This window comes from Bacillus sp. NMCC4 (assembly GCF_002998555.1).
In the GTDB taxonomy this organism is placed as follows: Bacteria; Bacillota; Bacilli; order Bacillales; family Bacillaceae; genus Bacillus.
This window is the reverse complement of the sequence record NZ_PVRA01000001.1, coordinates 154347-175630: the sequence shown is the minus strand read 5'-3', so window position 1 is coordinate 175630 and position 21284 is coordinate 154347. Positions and strand designations below refer to the sequence as shown.

Below are 21284 nucleotides of genomic sequence, written 5' to 3'. Positions count from 1 at the left end.
CAAATGACCTGAAGGGATGGAATAAAGATGAATGAACAGCATATGAGCGGATCTATGCAGCAATCATTGACGGATTATAAAACGGCAATGGGTGAATTTCAGAAGAAAATGCCGGTGTTTGGGAAGAAATTCAATGAATTTACGGAGCAATGCTTTCAGAGCGATTCATTAACGCAAAAGGAAAAGCAAATGATTGCCCTTGGCATCAGTATTCATGCACAGGATGAATACTGCATGATTTATCATACAAAGGGAGCGCTCGATCAAGGCGCGACAGAAGAGAATTTGCTGGAGGTTGTCAGCGTGGCGGCAGCATTTGGCGGCGGGGCAGCACTGAGTCAAGGGATTACTGTCGTTCAGCAATGTATTGATGAATTTGGAGGACAGACGCATTAAGGGAAGGATAAGACGGTATTTTTCCATATCAGGGAGTTGAGTCGTTCTCAGCAGATTGTGTGAGAAAATATGCCAGCATAGAACGTCATATCCCTTTTGAGTGAAGCCGCATGTCTTTGATATAATAAAGCTACACTCAAAGAAGGGAATGGTTTATTATTTGTTCGGACCATAGTACACTGGGATTGGATTATACCGCCGAGATGGAAAAGGCCATGCATAAAGCTCATGGCATGAGCTATGCAGAGTACGAAAGAGACCATGACTTACGGATGAAAGTGGAATATAAACGAGAGCAGTCCTATCGAGATGAGAAAAGACAGCTCGCAAAAATGAATATACGAGGCTATTAAATAGCTAAGGGACGGGGAGAACAGTTTCCCGTCCTTTCTTTATGAAAACAGTCTTTTCGACATAAATCCTTTTATCTACCGGCTTTTTTTGTTAGAATTTTGAGAGCATCCTCTCACGTATATCGTGAATGTGTTGTATTCACTTTTAATTTGTTATAAAATTAGAATGAGAATAAATTGAGAATAATGATTATTTTGGAGGTATCGATATATGACTGCTTCGACATTAACAATTAAGGACTTGCACGTTGAGATTGAAGGGAAAGAAATCTTAAAGGGTGTAAACCTCGAGATAAAAGGTGGAGAATTCCACGCAGTAATGGGACCAAACGGTACAGGTAAATCAACTTTATCTGCTGCAATTATGGGACACCCTAAATATGAAGTAACAAAAGGCAGCATTTTGCTAGATGGCGAAGATGTGCTTGAAATGGAAGTAGATGAGCGCGCTCAAGCAGGTCTTTTCCTTGCGATGCAATACCCATCTGAAATTAGTGGTGTCACAAATGCGGACTTCCTTCGTTCTGCTATTAACGCTCGCAGAGAAGAAGGCGATGAAATCTCTCTGATGAAATTCATCCGCAAAATGGACGAAAACATGGAGTTCCTTGAAATGGACCCAGACATGGCGCAGCGCTACCTAAACGAAGGTTTCTCAGGCGGGGAGAAAAAACGCAATGAAATTCTTCAATTAATGATGATTGAACCAAAGATTGCGATTCTTGACGAAATCGATTCTGGTCTTGATATCGATGCTTTGAAAGTGGTTTCTAAAGGAATTAACAGAATGCGCGGCGAAAGCTTCGGCTGCTTAATGATCACTCACTATCAGCGTCTACTGAACTACATCACACCAGATCATGTTCATGTCATGATGCAAGGACGTATCGTGAAATCTGGCGGACCAGAGCTCGCGCAGCGTTTAGAAGCAGAAGGCTATGACTGGATTAAAAAAGAGTTAGGAATTGAAGACGAAACTGTTGGTCAAGAAGCGTAAGCGTTAGGAGGATTATTGATGACATTAGAAACGAAATTATCAGTAGATCAAGATTATGTCAAAAGCTTCTCCGAGAAGCATCAGGAACCGGCATGGATGAGCTCCCTTCGCTTACAGGCTCTTGAAAAAGCAGAAGACCTTCCAATGCCAAAGCCTGACAAAACGAATATTTCTAAATGGAATTTAACCAATTTCAAACAGCATACAGTCGAAAGTGCGCCATTTGGATCATTAGAAGAGCTTCCTGAAGAAGTGAAATCTCTCATTGATTTAGAGGACACGGATAAGACAGTCTACATTCAGCGTGATCAAACGCCAGCATACTTGTCTCTTTCAACGGAAGCGAAAGACAAAGGCGTGATCTTCACTGACCTTCATACAGCGATCCGCGAACATGGAGATCTAGTGCAGAAATACTTCATGACTGATGCAGTGAAAGTAGATGAGCATAAACTAACAGCTTTACACGCTGCTTTAGTCAATGGCGGAGCTTTCCTCTATGTACCGAAAAATGTGGAGCTTGAAGCACCAATTCAAGCCGTCTACCTGCATGAAAATGACGACACGACTTTGTTCAACCATGTCATCGTCGTAGCAGACGACCATAGTGCTGTGACATATGTAGAAAACTACATCAGTACGGCAAAGCCGGAAGATGCGATCTTCAATATCGTGTCTGAAGTGTTCACGGGAGCAAACGCCCGCGTCACTTACGGTGCAGTAGATAACCTTGCAGAAGGTGTCACAGTGTATGTGAACAGACGTGGTATGGCAAATGGCCGTGACAGTAAAATCGAATGGGCGCTTGGCCTGATGAATGATGGAGACGTCGTGTCTGAAAATATCACAAAGCTTATGGGCGACGGTACATTCGGTGATACAAAATCCGTTGTTGTCGGCCGGGGCAATCAAACAGAAAACTTTACAACAAGCATCATCCACTTCGGTAAAAACTCTGAAGGGTATATCTTGAAGCATGGTGTGATGAAGGATCAAGCATCCTCTATCTTTAACGGAATTGGTAAAATCGAGCATGGCGCAACGAAGTCAAATGCAGAGCAGGAATCACGTGTTCTCATGCTGAGTGAAAAAGCACGCGGTGACGCAAACCCAATTCTATTAATTGATGAAGATGATGTCACAGCAGGGCACGCTGCTTCTGTTGGACGTGTCGATCCAATTCAATTGTATTACCTCATGAGCCGCGGGATTTCCAAAGAAGATGCAGAAAGACTTGTGATTTATGGCTTCTTAAATCCAGTCGTCAAAGAACTGCCGATTGAAGGAGTTAAAAAGCAGCTCGTTTCTGTGATTGAAAGGAAAGTAAAATAATGAATATCAAAGACGTTCGTGAGCAATTTCCAATCCTTCATCAGCAAGTGAACGGACATGATTTGGTGTATTTGGACAGTGCAGCGACTTCTCAAAAACCAAGAGTGGTCATTGATGCAATGAATGAGTATTACCGGTCTTACAACTCGAACGTCCACCGGGGTGTTCATACCCTTGGCACAAAAGCAACGGACGCATACGAGGGTGCGAGAGAGAAAGTTCGTGCATTCATCCGTGCTTCATCTGTCCAGGAGATTATTTTTACTAGAGGTACAACAACTGCACTAAACACAGTGGCGATCAGCTATGCTAGAGCAAACCTCAAAGAAGGCGATGAGATTGTCATTACGCACATGGAGCATCATGCGAATATCATCCCTTGGCAGCAAGCAGCAAAAGCAACTGGCGCCACATTGAAATATATTCCGTTACAGGAAGACGGCACGCTATCGCTTGAAGATGTGAAGCAAACGGTCACACATCAAACGAAAATCGTCGCTGTCACACATGTCTCAAACGTATTAGGAACCATCAACCCGATTAAAGAGATCGCTAAAATTGCCCATGATCATGGGGCAATCATTGTCGTCGATGGTGCGCAAAGCACGCCACACATGCAAATTGATGTTCAGGACTTAGATTGTGACTTTTTCGCATTCTCTGGGCATAAAATGTGTGGACCGACTGGCATCGGTGTACTTTACGGGAAGAAGGACCTTTTGAATAATATGGAGCCTGCTGAGTTTGGCGGTGAAATGATCGACTTTGTGGATTTGTATGATTCTACTTGGAAAGAGCTGCCGTGGAAATTTGAAGCGGGAACACCGATTATTGCCGGAGCAGTTGGACTAGGAAAAGCGATTGATTTCTTAAATGACATTGGCATGGAGGAAGTCAGCCGTTACGAGCATCAGCTTGCCACTTATGCGCTTGAGCGCTTTAAGGAGCTTGACGGTGCGACTGTTTATGGACCGCAGCACCGAGCTGGACTTGTGACGTTTAATTTAGACGACGTCCATCCACATGATGCGTCAACTGTTCTGGATACGGAAGGTGTCGCCATTCGTGCTGGACACCACTGTGCACAGCCGCTCATGAAATGGCTTGGTGTATCAGCGACTGCAAGAGCAAGCTTCTATCTGTACAATACAGAAGAAGAGATTGACGAGCTCATCGCAGCGCTCCGTAAGACAAAGGAGTATTTTACGAATGTCTTTTAATGTAAACTTAGACACACTGTACAGACAAGTGATTATGGATCATTATAAAAATCCGAGAAACAAAGGTGTGTTAAACGACAGTATTGTCGTCGATATGAACAACCCAACGTGTGGTGACCGCATTCGTCTCACGATGAAAATCGAAGACGAAAAAGTCATTGATGCGAAATTTGAAGGAGAAGGATGCTCTATTTCGATGGCATCTGCCTCTATGATGACGCAGGCAATTAAAGGGAAAGATATTGAAACAGCTTTGAAAATGTCTCAGATTTTCTCCGATATGATGCTAGGAAAAGAATACGACGATTCCATTGATCTTGGTGACATTGAGGCGCTGCAGGGAGTGGCAAAATTCCCAGCCCGCATCAAATGTGCAACATTATCCTGGAAGGCGCTTGAAAAAGGCGCATCTGCCGAAGATAACGGCAAATCATAAGATTGGAGTGAAAATGGATGGCTAAAAAAATGCCAGATGTTGGTGAATATAAATACGGCTTTTCTGATAAAGACGTTTCCATTTTCCGTTCAGAGCGCGGACTGACAAAAGAGATCGTTGAAGAAATTTCTCGTATGAAAGAAGAGCCTCAGTGGATGCTCGACTTCCGTTTGAAATCTCTTGAGCACTTTTACAACATGCCGATGCCACAATGGGGCGGAGATTTAAATGCATTAAACTTTGATGAAATTACGTACTACGTAAAGCCATCAGAGCGCTCTGAGCGTTCTTGGGATGAAGTACCAGAAGAAATCAAACAAACCTTTGATAAGCTTGGTATCCCAGAAGCAGAGCAAAAGTACTTAGCAGGTGTATCTGCTCAGTATGAATCTGAGGTTGTGTATCACAACATGAAGCAGGACCTTGAAGATCTAGGCATTGTGTTTAAAGATACAGACAGCGCATTAAAAGAGAACGAAGACATCTTCCGTGAGCACTGGGCAAAAGTCATTCCTCCGACTGACAACAAATTTGCTGCGCTTAACTCGGCTGTATGGTCTGGTGGTTCATTTATCTACGTACCAAAGGGCGTCAAAGTAGATACACCACTTCAAGCATACTTCCGTATCAACTCTGAGAACATGGGTCAGTTCGAGCGTACACTGATCATTGTTGATGAAGGCGCACATGTGCATTACGTAGAAGGCTGTACAGCACCAGTTTACACAACAAACTCACTTCACAGTGCGGTTGTTGAAATCGTCGTTAAAAAGGGCGGCTACTGCCGTTATACAACGATTCAAAACTGGGCAAACAACGTCTTCAACCTTGTGACGAAACGTACAGTATGTGAAGAAAATGCGACAATGGAATGGATTGATGGAAACATCGGTTCTAAGCTGACAATGAAATACCCAGCGGTCATCCTAAAAGGTGAAGGTGCTCGAGGTATGACATTAAGTATTGCCCTAGCAGGTAAAGGTCAGCACCAAGATGCAGGTGCGAAAATGATTCACCTTGCACCAAACACATCTTCAACGATCGTATCGAAATCGATTTCCAAACAAGGCGGTAAAGTCACATACCGCGGAATCGTTCACTTCGGACGTAAAGCAGAGGGTGCACGCTCAAACATCGAGTGTGACACACTCATCATGGATAACAAATCAACATCTGATACGATCCCTTACAATGAAATCTTAAACGACAACATTTCATTAGAGCACGAAGCGAAGGTATCAAAAGTATCAGAAGAACAGCTATTCTACTTGATGAGCCGCGGAATTTCTGAAGAAGAAGCAACAGAAATGATCGTCATGGGCTTCATCGAGCCATTCACAAAAGAACTGCCAATGGAATACGCCGTTGAAATGAACCGCTTGATTAAGTTTGAAATGGAAGGTTCTATCGGTTAATAAAAAAAGGACCAAAAACGTGATATCAAACGTTTTTGGTCTTTTTGTTTTTGAAAAAATACAACTTACATCCCGCTAGGAGAGTAAAATGCATCAAAGGCTTTAGACAAATCGTCAGCTGCAGATGTCAAGATCGTTTCTTCCTCTAAAATCGCTGTTCCTTGTGCTCGGACAATATGAAATTGTTGAAAGCCCATCAAGTTTTGGAATATTTCTTTTAGGTAATGATGTGAAAATTCCAGAGGTGTATATCGATCGTTATTTGTGAAAATTGAGCCGCTTGCTTGAAGCAAAAGTACACGATAATCGTCAGTCATCAGACCAACTGAACCAGCTTCTGTATATTTGAACGTTTCTCTAGCAATAAAGATATTATCTATATAATCTTTCATTCGTGAAGTCACATTGAAATTATGAACAGGTGACACAATCACAATTCGATGATGTGCTTTGAATTGAGCCAATAAAGCAGAAGAAGCAGCAGCAATTTTTTCTTCCGTAGCTGTTAATGTTTGTTCAGATGCTTGCTTATCCCAAATACGTAGCAGCTGGTCTTTTTCGATACGAGGAATTTCAGTTTCATGTAAATGTAAAATCGTTGGTTCCTCATGAGGAAACCTTTCTTTAAACTGTTCTAAAAATAGTGTTTGCAGTTTGTTTGAATAACTTTCTCGATGAGTGAAATCAGGGTGCGCGTTAATGATTAATGTTTGCATATACATGCTCCTTTTCTTTTGATAAACTGAGTATAAAATATAAAGGTGACAAAACATGTCACCTTTTTCAAAAGGAAAGTCAAAATGAAAAAATCAGAACGATTAAACCAAGAGCTTATTTTTTTAAGTGATAAATACTCATTTCAGCTAAAGGATTTAGAAACTGAATTTGGCATATCTAAACGCACGGCTTTGAGAGATATGGAAGAGCTAGAGTCGATGGGCTTAGCTTTTTATGTTGAAAATGGAAGACATGGGGGATATCGACTGGTGAATCAATCTCCATTGGTTCCTATTTATTTCAATATCGATGAAGTTCAAGCTATTTTTTTCGCGCTTAAAGCGCTAGACCTAGTGTCAGCAACACCATTTAAAAAATCCTACTCACAAATTCTGCAAAAGCTGTTTGCCACAATGTCTGATGAGAGAAAACAAATGATCACGGAGACTTTGGATGTGATTCATTACTATAATGTCGCACCAGTCAGTGAACAAAATCAATTGGAATTGATTTTACAGGCGATGATGGAAGATCAAATCGTGAAGATGACTTATACTCAAAATGAAAATAAAAGGATCAGGCTGCAATTTCTTGAGTTGTTTTATCGAAATGGGATTTGGTTCACCAAAGCATATGATGTTCGAAATAAAAAGTGGGGCATCTATAGATGTGACTTTATGAAGGACGTGATGATTGAAGAAGAAATCAGAGACACCTTTACGAAGGAAGAATTAAAAGAACTGCAGCTCGAGTACGAAAAAACTTATCATGATATCTCATTTAAATGTCGATTAACGGAACAAGGAAAAGAAAAGTTTTTGAAGAATCATTACCCAAATATGAGATTGGAGATCATTGAGAATACTCCTTATATTGTGGGTGGATACAACCAAGAAGAATTATCGTATATGACTCACTATTTGATCTCATTTGGGAAACATGTGAAAATTGAATACCCTGATGAATTAAAAGAAAGTTATCTGAATCAATTGCAAGAAATGGTCGACCAGTATTGAACCATAAAAGACTCCAGAAAAGGCGAACTACTACAGTTCGCCTGTTTTTATCACGGTGAGTTACTTCACCGCAGTGACTGTATTTGTTTTCGGTTGATCATGTACCTTTCCATACGTCAGCTGACGCCAGATAAACTCCATCGGTCCGTACTTAAACCGTTTTAACCATAACGTACTGAAAAGCACAAGGAAGACATACACGCCAATAGCCATGAAGAACGTACCAGCCGGCTGAAGATGGTCGGCAAGCCCCGCTCCATACTTTAGAAATAGCATGGTTCCAATGATCGAGTGAAGCAAATAACAGGTCAGTGACATCCGTCCGACTTTTGTAAAGATCATCAAAGCACCTCGCAGCTGAGGAACATGCAGAAACAGCATCGCAAGTGTACTCATATAGAACATACTGCCCGTTAATCCACCGTTTTGTTCAAGGGCAGAGGCCATGTCCATCCACAGTGTATTTTCAACAGGATTGACCGCTGCTATGATCGTACTGCTCTGTGTAATCATAAACGCGATAGTGAAAATGACCCAAATGCGATTCCAAATTGCTTTTTTCGCCTCCATGTTCTTGAAAAACTCCATTTTCACAAAATACACACCAAGCAAAAACATGAGGAACATAGAATAGATGATAGAAAATGAACCAGAAGCCATTGTGGCCAAATCTGCCCACCGATCACCAATAGATGCTAGATAAGTCAGGCTGTTGTGGCTGGCCAGCTCGAAGTCAGCAAAATCTGGCTTGCCTGAGGATACTGTGTTAATGGTATTGAACAGCATCGCGAAAAAAGGAGTGAGCAATTGTATGACAAAGAGTGTGATCAGCCAGTATAGGATGGTTTTAGCTCTACGTTTGTAAAAGAAAAGTAACAAAAAGCCAGCGGCAGCATAATGGGTTAAAATATCACCAATCCAAACAAAGGTGACATGCAGAAGGCCAATTCCTAAGAGAATGGTTAACCTGCGTGCAAACAGCTTGTTTGGGCTGTCCACCTTCTGAGCAGCTCGATCCATAAAAATCATAAAACCAACCCCGAATAGGAAGGAAAACAGCGTAATGAATTTCCCTGAGGCAAACCAATTCACCAAGTTGTGAAAAACATCATTTGCTTCCACATCGAACCCCTTCGCCGAATCCACGATCAAAAAGTAATTGACGAGAATAATCCCCATTAAGGCAAATCCCCGTACAATGTCTAAGAAATGAACCCGATCCCGCAGACTCATCGGTTGTCCGTGTGCTACTTTGTTTGCATTCATATCCATGCTCCTTTTCTTGTTATGATAAATGTCATTCGGATCAACACATCGATCCTTACAATGAATCAATATACGGCCCAATTCTTAACAATTTATGAAGATCCAATTTTTTGAAAATGAATGTGACAAATTGATGGCAGATGGTCATATTCATAAACTGTTAAGATTTATGCTGTATCTTTTCACATAGCTAGATGATATATAGTAAAGACATAAAAGAAAGTACATCACGTATCATGAGGTGAGAGAGATATGAACCATCGAATATTAGTCGTAGAAGATGATCAGGATATTGGAGACCTTTTGCAGGAATCCCTTACACGCGCAGGATATGAGGTGCTGAGAGCGATGAATGGCGAGCAAGCATTGAAGCTTGTGAACGATTCGCTCGATTTGGTGATTTTGGATGTGATGATGCCAGGCATTTCAGGCATCGAAACGTGCCAGCAGATGAGAGCCTCCTCTAACGTTCCGATTCTATTTCTGACAGCCAAATCAAGTACATTCGATAAAACCGAAGGCTTACTCGCCGGCGGGGATGATTATATGACAAAGCCTTTTTCACAAGAGGAGCTCCATGCTAGAGTGATTGCACAATTACGCAGGTATACCGTCTATCAGGAAAAGAAGGAGCAGGAAGAAACTTTTCTTGTTGGGGGCAAGCTGAGGGTGAGCGAAGAATTTAATGAAGTGTGGAAAGAAAGTCAGCAAATCAAGCTGTCTGATTTAGAATATCGAATGTTGAAGCTGCTGATGAGCAGGCGAAACAAAATCTTTTCAGCCCAAAATATTTATGAGAGCGTGTGGGGACAGCCTTATTTCTATTGTTCTAACAATACGGTGATGGTGCATATTCGAAAGCTACGTGCCAAAATTGAGGATGATCCGGCACGTCCTGTCTATATCAAAACCGAATGGGGAAGAGGATACCGATTTGGCACATCGTAAATATACGCTAGCTAAAAAGCTGGCATTGCTGATTTTGGCGGCTGCCATTGTGAGCGGTCTTGTTTTTATGACGCTGCAAAAGATCACCAATGAGCTCATTGACGGATATTTGAGTTCGGACGAGTATTACGAGGAGGAGTCAGCTAAATATATTCAAAAATTCAGTCGTTATGTTTCTGAGAATAAGCTGTCTTCAACAGATCGACAAGCGTTTGGTGAGTGGGTGAAAAAAGAGAATTACATTAATTTGACCATCTTCAAGGATGAAGTGCTACAATATGACTCCATCTATTCGGCTGCGGATGAATCGGCGTATGGAAAAGAAAAGGTGACCCAGTACGCCGAGCATCATTCGTTTCCGGTTCAGTTTAGCGACGGTGAAGGCTGCGTCATGGTGGATGGTTTCTATTCATCTCGTTACCACGATCTTGCCTTTACACTTGAGCTGCTCGGAGCGACACTTATTTTTCTCCTTATTGTTCTTCTCGGTATTCGCAAAAGTTTACGCTACCTGCAAACGATTCACCAAGACATTCATATTCTTGAAGGCGGCGAGCTGGACTATGAGATGACGGTGAAAGGTCATGACGAATTAGCGATGATTGCCAAAAGTATTGAGGATCTTCGTAAAGCTTTTCTGGACAAGCTTCAAGCCATCGACGAGCTACAAGAAGAGAGCCGCAGCTTGGTTACTGAAATGTCACACGATATGAGAACACCGCTGACGTCGCTGATGATGAATTTAGAGTTTGCGAAAAAAGAGGAGGCTGGAGCGGATACCCGTAAAGATCAATATATAGCAAGTGCTTATGAAAAAGCACTGCAATTGAAAAATCTATCTGATAATCTGTTCGCCTATTTTCTACTTGATAAAGAACATGAACCTGAGCTTGAGACCGTTGCAGTCAAAGAGGTCATTTACGATCTCTTATCAGATCAGGTGGCGATCTTGCAACAAGAGACATTCAAGGTTCATCTTTTAGGAGAGCTGCCAGACAGCTATATCAATGTGAATGTCGAGGAGCTGGGCCGAGTGTTTGATAATCTGATGTCGAACATACTGAAATACGCCGATCCGAAAAAAGATATCAATCTTACGTTTCTATCCGATCAAGAAATCTTTGAGATCCACGTCAGCAATGCGATAAAAGAGACAGATGACACGCAGGAAAGCACTGGACTTGGTGAACGAAGCATCAAACGAATGATGTGCCGCATGCACGGACAGTTTGAAAAGATGGAAAAGAACGGCGTTTACTACATCGTGCTGCGATTCTGGCACATCAAAATATAAATCACAAATAAATAATATGGAATGGAGAGACAATCTAATGAAACGATTCAACAACTTCCAAAAGGTACCCGATCTCTTGCAAGGCCTACTGAATATCTGTCTATTCTTTCTAGCGATTGCTTTAAGCGTCCTCTTAATTAGTGAAACTTGGTATATTGTCCAATTCGTCTACAAGACTTTGTTTAACAAAGGAGAAAGCTATTATGGGATGCTTGGAGAACTGCTGATCTTCTTTATGTATTTTGAGTTTATAGCTTTAATTATTAAATACTTTAAATCAAACTTTCATTTTCCGCTTCGCTACTTTATTTATATCGGCATCACAGCTGTCATTCGTTTGATTATCATCGATCATGAAGAGGCTGTATCGACGTTCTGGTGGGCGCTGGCCATTCTTGCGATGACTTGTGCACTCTTTATCGCCAATAAACGACATACCTGAAGAAGTGAAGTGAGGGAAGAAGACGAACGATGACCGTTCGTCTTTTTTAGGTTGATAGAGAAAGTCTGATTATGAACAATAAGTCGTCATTAATGGAGTAGAGTACGAAAAAGGAATTCAATGTAAATGATTATCCAGAGGAACATAAGAGAGGCCAATCATTCCAATAATGAGAACAACTAGTCAACACTCTCCCTTTTTCTTAAAAATTTACATTGACACCCTCCTTTTCTATGATAAAATCATAGTGTGATAATGAGAATCGTTATCAAACGATATGACTACATATAGAATGGATAGGTGAGGTACATGTTCAAAAAATCTTTTTGGTCGCTAATAGTTGTGCTCTCCATCGTTTTACTTGCAGCTTGCGGCAGCAATAACAGTGAAGGCAAGTCAGCTAGTAAAGAAAAAACAAGAACCGTTGAAAGCGCTATCGGTTCAACTGAAATAAAAGGATCGCCTAAACGTGTGGTGACGCTGTACCAAGGAGCAACAGATGCAGCAGTCGCTATGGGCATTAAACCAGTGGGTGTTGTTGAATCATGGCTTGAAGCACCTACGTATAAATATTTAAGAGATGACTTAAAAGATGTCAAAATTGTTGGGCAGGAAACTCAGCCAAACTTAGAGGAAATTGAAAAGCTTAACCCAGATTTAATCATTGCATCAAAAATCCGCCACGAGCAAATTTTTGATCAGCTGAAAGAAATCGCTCCAACTGTAGCAACAGAAACAGTATTCACTTTTAAAGATACAGTGAAATTAATGGGTGAAGCGTTAAATCAGCAAGACAAATCAAAAGAATTGCTAACGAAGTGGGATGATCGTGTCGCTGATTTCAAAGAAAAAGCGAAAAAAGACATCAAAAACTGGCCAATGAGTGTGTCTGTGGTGAACTTCCGGGCAGATCATGCTAGAATCTATCAAACTGGATTCGCAGGGTCGATTTTAACAGAGCTAGGCTTTGAAGGACCTAAGAATGTTAAAGATAAAAAGCAAGACATCATTACACTTACAGACAAAGAGAGCATTCCACAAATGGATGCAGATGTGATCTATTACTTCATGGATGATCAGGATAAAGCGGTTGAAAAAGCATATAAAGAGTGGACGAGTCATCCTTTATGGAAGCAGCTTGACGCAGTGAAAGCGAAACAAGTGCATAAAGTCGATGAAATCACTTGGAACATGGCAGGCGGTATCACTGCTGCAAACATGATGCTTGATGATATTTATGATCGTCTCGGAATTGATAAATAAGGATAGCAGAGGAGAAAATGTGAAAAACCATTTTCTCCTTTTTCCATAACAGATTGAAAGCGGGAATCAGATGAGAAGTTTATTAAAAAAGGATTCGAGCAAGGCGCTGCTGTTTGCTGGATTCGTTGTATTGATGTTGGTCTTTTTTATGCTGAGCATATCTCTTGGGCAAACCTCAATCTCCCTCAAAGCCACCATCCATGCGTTTCTTCATTTTGATGAATCGGATCCAAACAGTGTCATTGTCATGACATCCAGATTATCAAGAGCTTTAATCGCAGCGGTTGTTGGATCAAGTCTAGCCATTTCAGGTGCACTCATGCAGGCATTAACGAGAAACCCGCTTGCGGCGCCAGATTTGTTAGGCATTAATGCAGGTGGACTATTTTTTATCGTCATTTCAATTGTTTTCTTTTCAACAGAGTCATTAACAGGCTATATGTGGACTGCCTTTTTAGGTGCTGCGATTGCAGGGATGCTCGTTTTTCTCTTGGGCTCCATTGGAAGAGATGGATTGACACCGGTCAAAATTGTCCTTGCAGGTGCGGCGATATCTGCACTGTTTGCGTCCTTTACACAAGGTCTTTTAATCGTGAATGAACAGTCGATTCAAAGCATCCTGTTCTGGATGGCGGGTTCAGTGTCTGGAAGAAGCATTGATATGTTAATTCCTGTTTTGCCTTATATTTTAGGGGCAACAGTTGTGGCGCTGCTTCTTGGACGCTCCATCAATGTCCTTTTGTCAGGAGATGATATTGCCAAGGGGCTCGGACAGCGTACGCTGCTGCTGAAAATCACGATGGGAGTTCTCGTCGTCTTTTTAGCGGGTGGTTCCGTCGCTGTCGCAGGATCGATTGGGTTTGTTGGTTTTCTAGTGCCGCATATTGTGAAAAAGCTTGTCGGACCTGACCACCGCTGGGTACTTCCGTATTGTGCCGTTGTGGGGGCGTCGCTTTTACTTGTCGCAGACCTTGCGGCTCGTTTTCTGATCATGCCGCAGGAAGTGCCGATTGGTGTAATGACGGCGGTAGCAGGAGCGCCTCTATTTGTTTATCTCGTGCGCAAGGGGTTGAAGACAGGTGGCTAAAACATATACAGTGCGTTCAAAGGGCGGACGCATATCATTTCAATTTTCAAAGCGGACGTTTTTGATTTTACTTTTATTGACGGCCGTTGCTTTTGGATTATTTATTCTCAGTCTCTGTATGGGCAGCCGGTTTATTCAGCCGATGGATGTGCTGCTTCATTTAATCGGTCAGGGAGAGGGAAACACCTTTGTGCTCAATACGCTGAGGATTCCAAGAACACTGCTGGCTGTCTTAGTGGGGGCCGCGCTTGCGGTATCAGGGCTTATTTTGCAAGGATTAATCCGCAATCCGCTTGCATCGCCTGACATCATTGGGATTACGAGTGGTGCTTCGTTTGGGGCGATTATGTTTATTGTCTTTTGGATGGGCACTGTGCCTATTGCGTACCAATCCCTATGGGCGATTGCAGGGGCTTTTGCCGTATCGTGCCTCATTTATTTGCTTTCATGGAAAAAAGGAGTCAAGCCGATCACACTTGTCCTAATGGGAATTGGGATTTCTGCTATTATGAAGGCGTGTGTGACGTTTACTCTTGTTCTTAGTGATACGATGACGACGACAAAGTCATATATTTGGCTGACGGGCAGTTTATATGGTTCTACGATGAAGGACGTCACGTCGATGCTTCCTTGGATCATGATCATTTTACCGATTGTCATGGTGTTAGCAAGAACGATGAATGTGAAGGAGCTTGGAGATGATCTCGCAACAGGCCTCGGGGTAAAAGTGCAGGCAAAACGGTTATTCTTTCTACTGATGAGTGTGACATTGGCGGGGATTGCCGTTGCCTTTGCAGGCGGTATTGAATTTGTTGGACTGATGGCGCCGCATGTCGCACGGATGATCATCGGCCGTTCCTTCATTGCGCTGGTGCCGGCATCTGCGCTTGTTGGAAGTATTCTCGTGATGCTGGCAGATTTAGTCGCTAGAACGGCTTTTCTACCGTTAGATGTACCAGCAGGTGTATTCACGGCTGCAATTGGTGCACCGTTCTTTATTTATTTGTTATACCAGCAGCGAAATCGATAAACGAAAGATGGAGGTTTTGATATGAGGCCAGAGTGGGTTGAGAGAGAATTACTTGATTTCGGGGTACACATCACAAATGGACCAATGACATCTGACCGCACACTTGCTGCGCTTTTTTCAGAAGCATCTGTCCTGCGTTTATTAGAGGCTGAAAAGGAAGCCATGCATGCACCGAATGTGGCGGTGGCAGCGTCGATGTTTTCAAAGCGTTATGCCTACTTAGCCGTCAGTTCCTCTTTGTACATGATGACGCTGTATGACGGTGTCTATCAGTTTCCACCGGAGGCATGTGCCTTTAGAGAGGATCGGAAAATTGAAATTGATGAGTCATTGTGTTCGTTTGTTCCACTAGAAGGAGATCGGCATGAATGGAGAGAGCAGGTTGTGCATGCGCTGTTTACGGAGTGTGTTACACCTCTTTTAGACGTGCTGAAGCGCACTTCAAGACTTCCGTATACCATTTTGTGGGAGAATATAGCGGTTCGTATCAATTCTCTTTATCGCAGCATGATGCGGGAAGCCGAAGAGCCTGCGGTGAAGCAGCGCGTGCGGGAGGATTATCTGTATCTGAAGCAAGCGGCTGGTGATGTATTCGGAGCAAAACAAAATCCATTTCATCACAGCTTAAACTTAGATGACAGTTTACTAGAAACATCCGACCGAAAGACCTGCTGTATGTATTATAAGCTCGAGAAAAAATCGGAGAGTCTCGATTATTGTCTTGTCTGTCCGCTTGAAAAAAAGAAAGGCACTGCTTGCTCATAGCAGTGCCCTTCTTTTTTATTCCCAAATCGCGCCTGCCCATTCTGGGTGATCGATAAAGGGATTGCGGTTGTTCTGATACGTTTCATAAATGATCTCGTTGCGGTTCCGTTCGATTTGATCGACTGGATCTTGTTTGTGCCACTTGAGAAGTACGGACATTTTGCCATGGAGAGGGGCGCTTCCATTATTCACTTTGTCGTTTAATTCTAAATCTGGAAAGCGGTCATCGCCCTCGTACCGCACCGCCATATAAAAGAGCATTCTTGCCACATCCCCTTTCACCCGGCTATGAGGTTCGAATGAGTCGCTATCGTAGAAATTACCCGGTGCTCCCTTGTATTCATTTCCGCCCAGATCAAAATCTAAATTTCCTCGTGTGCTATTCGTTTGCACGTCTGTTGCCCGCAGATGATGGAGATCTGTACCTGGGCCCTGGCTTGTCCCAAAATTGCCGTGTGACTTAGCCCAGACATGCTCCCGGTTCCACTGGCCAACATTTCCGCCATTCGCTTGCTTTGAGCGAGAGACACCGCTATAGAGCAAGAGCACATTGCTTGGATTTTTTGGATCTTCATCTGTTTTCTTTAAGGCATCCCAAACCTGGCTGTAGGATAGCTGCTTATGATCATCAATAATATCGTGTAAAGCTTTCTTTAGAGCGGGTCCTGATTTGCCATTAGCAGATTGATAATAGGAATCGATTTGACTTGTAGCGGCTGTTTTCGCTTGTTGTGCAGATGTTTCGTTTTGAAGCTGTAACGGGGAAAATGTGATGGTTTGGCTCGGTTCATTCAGAGTAAAGCTTTGAGCATTCGCAGCTGGAGGCAGCGGGGCGGCTAACGTGCCGAATATCATGATTCCGGCAGCCACAGTTCCAAATAAGGTTCTCTTCATTCGATTTCCTCCTTAATAGGGAATGTATTCTCTTTATTTCTATCATATTGTCAGAAAGAAATAAATGGATTTATCGTAAATGTTATGTAATGAATTCGTAGGAAATGAGATTGCTATTTTAACAGCATTGCTGTATAAGTGGGCATATAGGATGGCGGCAAGGGAGAGGATGGATAACGTGAAAGAACTGCAAATACCTTCAAGAACGATTATGACACCAGGACCTGTTGAAGTAGACCCGAGAGTGCTCCGTGTGATGAGTACCCCAATTCTCGGTCAATTTGATCCAGCATTTACACATATCATGAATGAAACGATGACCTTATTGCGGTCGCTTTTCCAAACAGAAAATGAATGGGCTTTTCCGATTGACGGCACGTCTCGTTCAGGGCTTGAAGCTGTGCTTGCCAGTGTCATTGAGCCGGGTGATTCAATGCTTGTGCCTGTCTTTGGCCGCTTCGGTCATCTGCTCATTGAAATAGGACAGCGCTATGGTGCTGAGGTACATACAATGGAATGTGAATGGGGAACGGTTTTTGATCCTAGCGATATCATTCAGGAAATGAAGCAGGTCAAGCCTAGAATCGTTGCGATGGTCCATGGTGAAACATCCACGGGGCGGTTGCAGCCGCTTGAGCAAATTGGTGAAGCGTGCCGAGAACTCGATGCACTGTTCATTGTAGACGCTGTAGCAACCATTGGCGGGGCCCAGGTGAAAGTGGACGAATGGAAGATTGATGCGGCGATTGGCGGTACGCAGAAGTGCTTGTCTGTTCCATCAGGCATGTCACCTATCACGTATAATGACCGGGTGGCAGCTGTCGTTGAATCGAGAAAGAAAGTGGAAAAGGGAATTGCGACACAGGATGAATTGCAGGAGCAAATGGATATTTCTCCAATTAAAAGCAATTACTTTGATCTCAGCCAGCTCCAGGATTATTGGAGCCCTAGACGATTAAATCATCATACAGAAGCGACAACGATGCTCTATGCACTTCGTGAAGGGGTTCGTGTTGTGCTGGAAGAAGGACTGTCTGAGCGTTTTCAAAGGCACGCATATCACGAGAAAGCCTTGATAAAAGGTCTTGAAGCGATGGGACTTGAATTGTTCGGTGATCCACATTGTAAAATGCCAGTTGTGACATGTATTGAGATTCCAAATGGTGTTGATGGAGAAGCGGTACGTGCCGATCTGCTTAAGCATTTTGGCATTGAAATCGCAAGCTCCTTTGGACCGCTAGCCGGACGTATATGGAGAATTGGCACAATGGGCTATAGCTGTAGAAAAGAAAACGTGCTGTTTGTGTTAGCAGGGCTGGAAGCGATTCTAATCAAACACGGTGCATCCATCCATTGCGGAGCAGGGCTTCAGGCGGCTCTTTCTATCTATGAACAAGGTGAATAAAGTCATACGGATACTCGCTATTTGCGGGTATTTTTTATTTGGAAAAGAAAACTAATTTTTGAAAAACTAGACTTATAGATAGTGATATCGCTATACTGAAGAAGTTCTGAGTTTTTGACATCATTTTCATTTATTTTGCAGAAAGAGGTTTTTTGATATGAAGAAAATGGGCAGGTTATACATTTTGATGCTCAATATTTTTATTGCCATGCTTGGCTTTGGCCTCATTGTCCCTGTCATGCCAAGTTATATTGAAGCCTTTGGCGCAACAGGAAAAACACTCGGTTTTCTTGTCGCTGCAACAGGTCTCACACAGTTTGCTTTATCGCCGGTCGCAGGCGCACTGACCGATCGATTTGGACGTAGAAAATTGATCATTGCCGGGATTGCCGGCTTTACCATTGCCCAGTTTATTTTTGCATTTGCTGATCAGCTGTGGATGCTGTTTGTATCACGTTTTTTAGGCGGTGCGGCCGGAGCTTTACTCATGCCAGCCATGTTTGCATACATTGCTGATATCACAAGTGAGAAGGACCGAGGGAAAGGAATGGGGCTATTTAGTGCAGCAATGACGTTAGGCTTTGTTATTGGACCAGGCGTAGGCGGCTATTTGGTCGAGTATGGGATCGCTTTTCCTTTTCTCATCGCAGGTTCCTTTGCAGCTCTTTCTACCCTATTATCCATCCTGTTTTTACCTGAAACTTTAACAAAGGAAAAGCAGGAAGAAGCGCGGTTAAACAAAGACATTCATTTCAACCCTTTTGTGCAAATGATGCAAGCTTTAAAGACATCCTACGGTTTTTTGTTTATATTGGCGTTTGTCCTCAATTTTGGCATTATTCACTTTGAATCGATTTTCGGCTTATATGTAGACCAAAAACATGGATTTACACCGAAGGATATTGCGTTTGTGATTACGGTTGCGGGTCTTGCTGGCGTGCTTGTCCAAGGTGCGTTGGTGAATGCCTGTGTGAAACGATTTGGTGAAATGCGCGTCGTGCGTTATGCACTGCTAGGAGCGGCTTTGATGCTCATCGTCTGCCGTGTTGCGCCGTCCTTTTGGCTGATCTTTACAGGCTCTATTTTATTTTTGTCGGCTACTTCATTTGTTCGTCCAGCTCTCAATACATTGCTGTCCAAAATGGCAGGTAATCAGCAAGGAGTAGCGGGCGGCCTTAATACATCCTTTATGAGCCTTGCCAATATTGTCGGACCGAGCCTTGCTGGGATTTTATTTGATGTGAATATTGAGTTTCCTTTTATGCTCGGAACATTGGTGCTTTGCATAAGCTTCATTGCATCCATCGTGTGGGGGAAAAAAGTGCAGCATACTTCTGCAATTTCTTAAAATTTGTTTATAAAAAAACCGATCAGCACAGATTGATCGGTTTTATTATAATGGTCATCACCTTTTATATGTAACGACAGGTGATTTTTCTTTATGAAGCGCACGAATCATGGCATCATCTACATGTAAATGCTCTTTCACTAATTGAGGAGGGGATAAGGCCATCCACTGATTCAACGAAATATCTGCAAAGCGATTTTTGCCTCCTCGTGTATCACTTTTCTCCTCCAAACTATATGAAGCTTCGGAAGAAAACATTCAATCAGGATGGGGTGAGAGAAGCATCTGAATACGTAATGCTAAGCGCAGCCTTAATGTGGCTTCAGGGTCTTTTAAGCTGATCCGAAGCAGCTCCTCACACTTCTCCAATCGATAAATGACCGTGTTGCGATGAATAGACAAACGTTTCGCTGTTTCTGAAATGTGGCAATGCGTTTCTAAATAGACAGATAAGGTGTGGAGGAGGTTTTGATCAGCTTCATATACCGGGTGAAGGTGCATCTGGTGAAACGTGACTAAATCCTTTCTTGGAATAAGCTTCAATAAATCTGGCACATCCTTTGCCTGATAGAACTGAATATATTCCGCCTGCGACGAGAGATGTCCGGCTTGAAGAGCCTCTAATGCTTCACTGTAGCCCTCAGACAGATGGGTGGTGCGACAACTAGTCAAGCTCACGCCAAAGGAAATGGTGTGATTCGCTTGTATGCTAACGAGCATCTGCAACTGTTTCAAAAAAGAGAGGAGTCTGCCACTCATCTTTGACCAACTGCCTGTCTCTTCCATTAATACAATGCCCATATCACCTTTGACAAACAGAAAGGAAGGAAAAGGAGAGCTTGGAAGTGCGCTGTCAAGTAGATCAACGACTTGATCTAACATCAGTTGCTGGTTCAAAAAATGAGTGGTCTCATGACAATGATCAAGCTGACAGATCATACATAGATAGCTGTTTTCTATGTTTAATCCAAACGTCTTCGCAATGTATGCAGCGTCTTGCTGAGAATACGATGCACCCTCTATCCATCTGCGAAACCCTTCATTTCTTGCACGCTTGGCCGTTTGCTGGGCAGTATATTGTCTCATTCGCGCAATTGAGATTTCGTTTACTGCTTGTGCAATGAAGACTTGCAGTGTTTCATCCAGCGGAGGGATGAAGGAAGGGATGACCACATACTCACATGTTTGTTCGGTTAGATCAATCGGAAAGACGGAAAAGGTTTGCTTCGCATATATCATCGAAAAATAATGGGGTGTCCTTCTTTGGAAAAAGGGGAGAATGCGAATCCAATCTGGGCTCGTGATCATGGTGTGCGAGTTGCAGAGAATACGTCCATGCTGGTTACACAAATAGACAGGCTTGTGAATCCTTTCGGCGATTTTTTGCAATGCTTCAAACTGGTTATCGTCTATTTTCATATCCACTAAGTCTCCTTTATTGAGAACTAAAGCTCTTGGTGAAGATGAATAAATAAATGGACAATCACTGTTAACTTCTCTGATATGCAATTTATGTTATCAGCTCAAATCATTTTAGATAGAAAGTTGTCAACTAATATCACAAACAAACAGAGCGTCAGGACAAAATCACGTACCGTCAGTCATCTTCATTCAGAATTACGGGCAAATATGATATGTTGTAGACAGAAGAATTTCTTTC

Annotated in this window: 21 protein-coding genes and 1 pseudogene; 17 read left to right on the top strand and 5 right to left on the bottom strand. The window is 42.7% G+C overall.

Annotated elements, in window-relative coordinates:
- Positions 1–27 precede the first annotated feature (27 nt).
- The 7 genes from C6Y02_RS00985 to sufB all read left to right on the top strand — a co-directional run bounded on the left by C6Y02_RS00985 (position 28) and on the right by sufB (position 6149).
- On the top strand, positions 28–396 hold the full coding sequence (locus tag C6Y02_RS00985; protein WP_003212803.1) for a carboxymuconolactone decarboxylase family protein: 369 nt from the start codon (positions 28–30) through the stop codon (positions 394–396).
- A 215-nt stretch (positions 397–611) separates the two neighbouring features.
- On the top strand, positions 612–749 hold the full coding sequence (locus C6Y02_RS19230) for a YuzK family famiily protein (RefSeq protein ID WP_162839378.1): 138 nt from the start codon (positions 612–614) through the stop codon (positions 747–749).
- Between the two features lie 211 nt (positions 750–960).
- Positions 961–1746, top strand: a complete 786-nt coding sequence (sufC, locus tag C6Y02_RS00980; protein WP_003213654.1) for a Fe-S cluster assembly ATPase SufC — start codon at positions 961–963, stop codon at positions 1744–1746.
- A gap of 18 nt (positions 1747–1764) precedes the next feature.
- Positions 1765–3078 (top strand): Fe-S cluster assembly protein SufD, encoded by a 1314-nt coding sequence (gene sufD, locus C6Y02_RS00975; RefSeq protein ID WP_034659906.1) that lies wholly within the window; start codon positions 1765–1767, stop codon positions 3076–3078.
- Positions 3078–4298, top strand: coding sequence for a cysteine desulfurase (locus C6Y02_RS00970; RefSeq protein WP_034659905.1), 1221 nt, complete (start codon positions 3078–3080; stop codon positions 4296–4298). Before sufD ends, C6Y02_RS00970 begins: the two co-directional genes overlap by 1 nt.
- Positions 4288–4734 carry a Fe-S cluster assembly sulfur transfer protein SufU gene (gene sufU, locus C6Y02_RS00965; protein ID WP_008347017.1) on the top strand — a complete coding sequence of 149 codons (447 nt, stop codon included), beginning with the start codon at positions 4288–4290 and terminating at the stop codon, positions 4732–4734. Before C6Y02_RS00970 ends, sufU begins: the two co-directional genes overlap by 11 nt.
- A gap of 17 nt (positions 4735–4751) precedes the next feature.
- Entirely contained in the window at positions 4752–6149 is a 1398-nt protein-coding gene (gene sufB / locus C6Y02_RS00960; RefSeq protein WP_034659904.1) for a Fe-S cluster assembly protein SufB, read from the top strand.
- 65 nt (positions 6150–6214) lie between these two features.
- Here sufB and C6Y02_RS00955 read toward each other — a convergent pair whose 3' ends face one another.
- The gene (locus C6Y02_RS00955) at positions 6215–6865 is read right to left on the bottom strand and encodes an FMN-dependent NADH-azoreductase (RefSeq protein WP_106030467.1); all 651 of its coding nucleotides are present in this window, start codon (positions 6863–6865) and stop codon (positions 6215–6217) included.
- An 84-nt stretch (positions 6866–6949) separates the two neighbouring features.
- Between C6Y02_RS00955 and C6Y02_RS00950 the strand changes: the two genes are divergently transcribed.
- Complete coding sequence (locus C6Y02_RS00950; protein WP_106030466.1) at positions 6950–7882, top strand: helix-turn-helix transcriptional regulator; 933 nt, start codon at positions 6950–6952, stop codon at positions 7880–7882.
- A gap of 60 nt (positions 7883–7942) precedes the next feature.
- On the opposite strand, the gene C6Y02_RS00945 is transcribed toward C6Y02_RS00950, so the two are convergent.
- On the bottom strand, positions 7943–9148 hold the full coding sequence (locus C6Y02_RS00945) for a DUF418 domain-containing protein (protein WP_106030465.1): 1206 nt from the start codon (positions 9146–9148) through the stop codon (positions 7943–7945).
- 252 nt (positions 9149–9400) lie between these two features.
- On the opposite strand from C6Y02_RS00945, the gene C6Y02_RS00940 reads away from it, so the two are divergent.
- The 7 genes from C6Y02_RS00940 (at position 9401) to C6Y02_RS00910 (ending at position 15977) form a co-directional block, all read left to right on the top strand.
- Positions 9401–10096, top strand: a complete 696-nt coding sequence (locus C6Y02_RS00940) for a response regulator transcription factor (protein WP_106030464.1) — start codon at positions 9401–9403, stop codon at positions 10094–10096.
- Positions 10083–11390, top strand: coding sequence for a HAMP domain-containing sensor histidine kinase (locus tag C6Y02_RS00935; RefSeq protein ID WP_106030463.1), 1308 nt, complete (start codon positions 10083–10085; stop codon positions 11388–11390). The genes C6Y02_RS00940 and C6Y02_RS00935 overlap by 14 nt, the downstream gene beginning before the upstream one ends.
- Before the next feature lie 37 nt (positions 11391–11427).
- Positions 11428–11832: a phosphate-starvation-inducible protein PsiE gene (gene psiE / locus C6Y02_RS00930; RefSeq protein ID WP_106030462.1), complete on the top strand. Its 405-nt coding sequence runs from the start codon at positions 11428–11430 to the stop codon at positions 11830–11832.
- A 309-nt stretch (positions 11833–12141) separates the two neighbouring features.
- On the top strand, positions 12142–13095 hold the full coding sequence (locus C6Y02_RS00925; RefSeq protein WP_106030461.1) for an ABC transporter substrate-binding protein: 954 nt from the start codon (positions 12142–12144) through the stop codon (positions 13093–13095).
- Positions 13096–13165: 70 nt separating this feature from the next.
- Positions 13166–14182: a FecCD family ABC transporter permease gene (locus C6Y02_RS00920; RefSeq protein ID WP_106030460.1), complete on the top strand. Its 1017-nt coding sequence runs from the start codon at positions 13166–13168 to the stop codon at positions 14180–14182.
- Entirely contained in the window at positions 14175–15212 is a 1038-nt protein-coding gene (locus C6Y02_RS00915) for a FecCD family ABC transporter permease (RefSeq protein WP_106030459.1), read from the top strand. Before C6Y02_RS00920 ends, C6Y02_RS00915 begins: the two co-directional genes overlap by 8 nt.
- A 21-nt stretch (positions 15213–15233) precedes the next feature.
- The gene (locus C6Y02_RS00910) at positions 15234–15977 is read left to right on the top strand and encodes an IucA/IucC family C-terminal-domain containing protein (protein ID WP_106030458.1); all 744 of its coding nucleotides are present in this window, start codon (positions 15234–15236) and stop codon (positions 15975–15977) included.
- A 15-nt stretch (positions 15978–15992) separates the two neighbouring features.
- Here the strand turns inward: C6Y02_RS00910 and C6Y02_RS00905 are convergent, their stop codons facing one another.
- Positions 15993–16871: an endonuclease I family protein gene (locus C6Y02_RS00905; protein ID WP_106030457.1), complete on the bottom strand. Its 879-nt coding sequence runs from the start codon at positions 16869–16871 to the stop codon at positions 15993–15995.
- A gap of 169 nt (positions 16872–17040) precedes the next feature.
- Here C6Y02_RS00905 and C6Y02_RS00900 point away from each other — a divergent pair, with 169 nt between their 5' ends.
- Together C6Y02_RS00900 and C6Y02_RS00895 are read left to right on the top strand one after the other, a co-directional pair.
- Positions 17041–18276: a pyridoxal-phosphate-dependent aminotransferase family protein gene (locus tag C6Y02_RS00900; protein WP_106030726.1), complete on the top strand. Its 1236-nt coding sequence runs from the start codon at positions 17041–17043 to the stop codon at positions 18274–18276.
- Between the two features lie 157 nt (positions 18277–18433).
- On the top strand, positions 18434–19624 hold the full coding sequence (locus C6Y02_RS00895) for a tetracycline resistance MFS efflux pump (protein ID WP_034659885.1): 1191 nt from the start codon (positions 18434–18436) through the stop codon (positions 19622–19624).
- 57 nt (positions 19625–19681) lie between these two features.
- Here the strand turns inward: C6Y02_RS00895 and C6Y02_RS19405 are convergent.
- A pseudogene (locus C6Y02_RS19405) lies at positions 19682–19822 on the bottom strand (oxalate decarboxylase); the annotation flags it as partial.
- Between the two features lie 60 nt (positions 19823–19882).
- The gene (locus C6Y02_RS00885) at positions 19883–21043 is read right to left on the bottom strand and encodes a PucR family transcriptional regulator (RefSeq protein WP_106030456.1); all 1161 of its coding nucleotides are present in this window, start codon (positions 21041–21043) and stop codon (positions 19883–19885) included.
- Positions 21044–21284 lie beyond the last annotated feature (241 nt).

Excerpts from the sequence above, each read along its gene's own strand:
- sufD (WP_034659906.1), top strand. The coding sequence starts at position 1,765 with ATGACATTAGAAACGAAATTATCAGTAGATCAAGATTATGTCAAAAGC.
- sufB (WP_034659904.1), top strand. The coding sequence starts at position 4,752 with ATGGCTAAAAAAATGCCAGATGTTGGTGAATATAAATACGGCTTTTCT.
- C6Y02_RS00910 (WP_106030458.1), top strand. The coding sequence starts at position 15,234 with ATGAGGCCAGAGTGGGTTGAGAGAGAATTACTTGATTTCGGGGTACAC.
- C6Y02_RS00885 (WP_106030456.1), bottom strand. The coding sequence starts at position 21,043 with ATGAAAATAGACGATAACCAGTTTGAAGCATTGCAAAAAATCGCCGAA.
- psiE (WP_106030462.1), top strand. The coding sequence starts at position 11,428 with ATGAAACGATTCAACAACTTCCAAAAGGTACCCGATCTCTTGCAAGGC.
- C6Y02_RS00895 (WP_034659885.1), top strand. The coding sequence starts at position 18,434 with ATGAAGAAAATGGGCAGGTTATACATTTTGATGCTCAATATTTTTATT.
- C6Y02_RS00925 (WP_106030461.1), top strand. The coding sequence starts at position 12,142 with ATGTTCAAAAAATCTTTTTGGTCGCTAATAGTTGTGCTCTCCATCGTT.
- C6Y02_RS00950 (WP_106030466.1), top strand. The coding sequence starts at position 6,950 with ATGAAAAAATCAGAACGATTAAACCAAGAGCTTATTTTTTTAAGTGAT.
- C6Y02_RS00985 (WP_003212803.1), top strand. The coding sequence starts at position 28 with ATGAATGAACAGCATATGAGCGGATCTATGCAGCAATCATTGACGGAT.
- C6Y02_RS00900 (WP_106030726.1), top strand. The coding sequence starts at position 17,041 with ATGGATAACGTGAAAGAACTGCAAATACCTTCAAGAACGATTATGACA.
- C6Y02_RS19230 (WP_162839378.1), top strand. The coding sequence starts at position 612 with ATGCATAAAGCTCATGGCATGAGCTATGCAGAGTACGAAAGAGACCAT.
- sufC (WP_003213654.1), top strand. The coding sequence starts at position 961 with ATGACTGCTTCGACATTAACAATTAAGGACTTGCACGTTGAGATTGAA.
- C6Y02_RS00920 (WP_106030460.1), top strand. The coding sequence starts at position 13,166 with ATGAGAAGTTTATTAAAAAAGGATTCGAGCAAGGCGCTGCTGTTTGCT.
- C6Y02_RS00970 (WP_034659905.1), top strand. The coding sequence starts at position 3,078 with ATGAATATCAAAGACGTTCGTGAGCAATTTCCAATCCTTCATCAGCAA.
- C6Y02_RS00945 (WP_106030465.1), bottom strand. The coding sequence starts at position 9,148 with ATGAATGCAAACAAAGTAGCACACGGACAACCGATGAGTCTGCGGGAT.
- C6Y02_RS00940 (WP_106030464.1), top strand. The coding sequence starts at position 9,401 with ATGAACCATCGAATATTAGTCGTAGAAGATGATCAGGATATTGGAGAC.
- sufU (WP_008347017.1), top strand. The coding sequence starts at position 4,288 with ATGTCTTTTAATGTAAACTTAGACACACTGTACAGACAAGTGATTATG.
- C6Y02_RS00905 (WP_106030457.1), bottom strand. The coding sequence starts at position 16,871 with ATGAAGAGAACCTTATTTGGAACTGTGGCTGCCGGAATCATGATATTC.
- C6Y02_RS00955 (WP_106030467.1), bottom strand. The coding sequence starts at position 6,865 with ATGCAAACATTAATCATTAACGCGCACCCTGATTTCACTCATCGAGAA.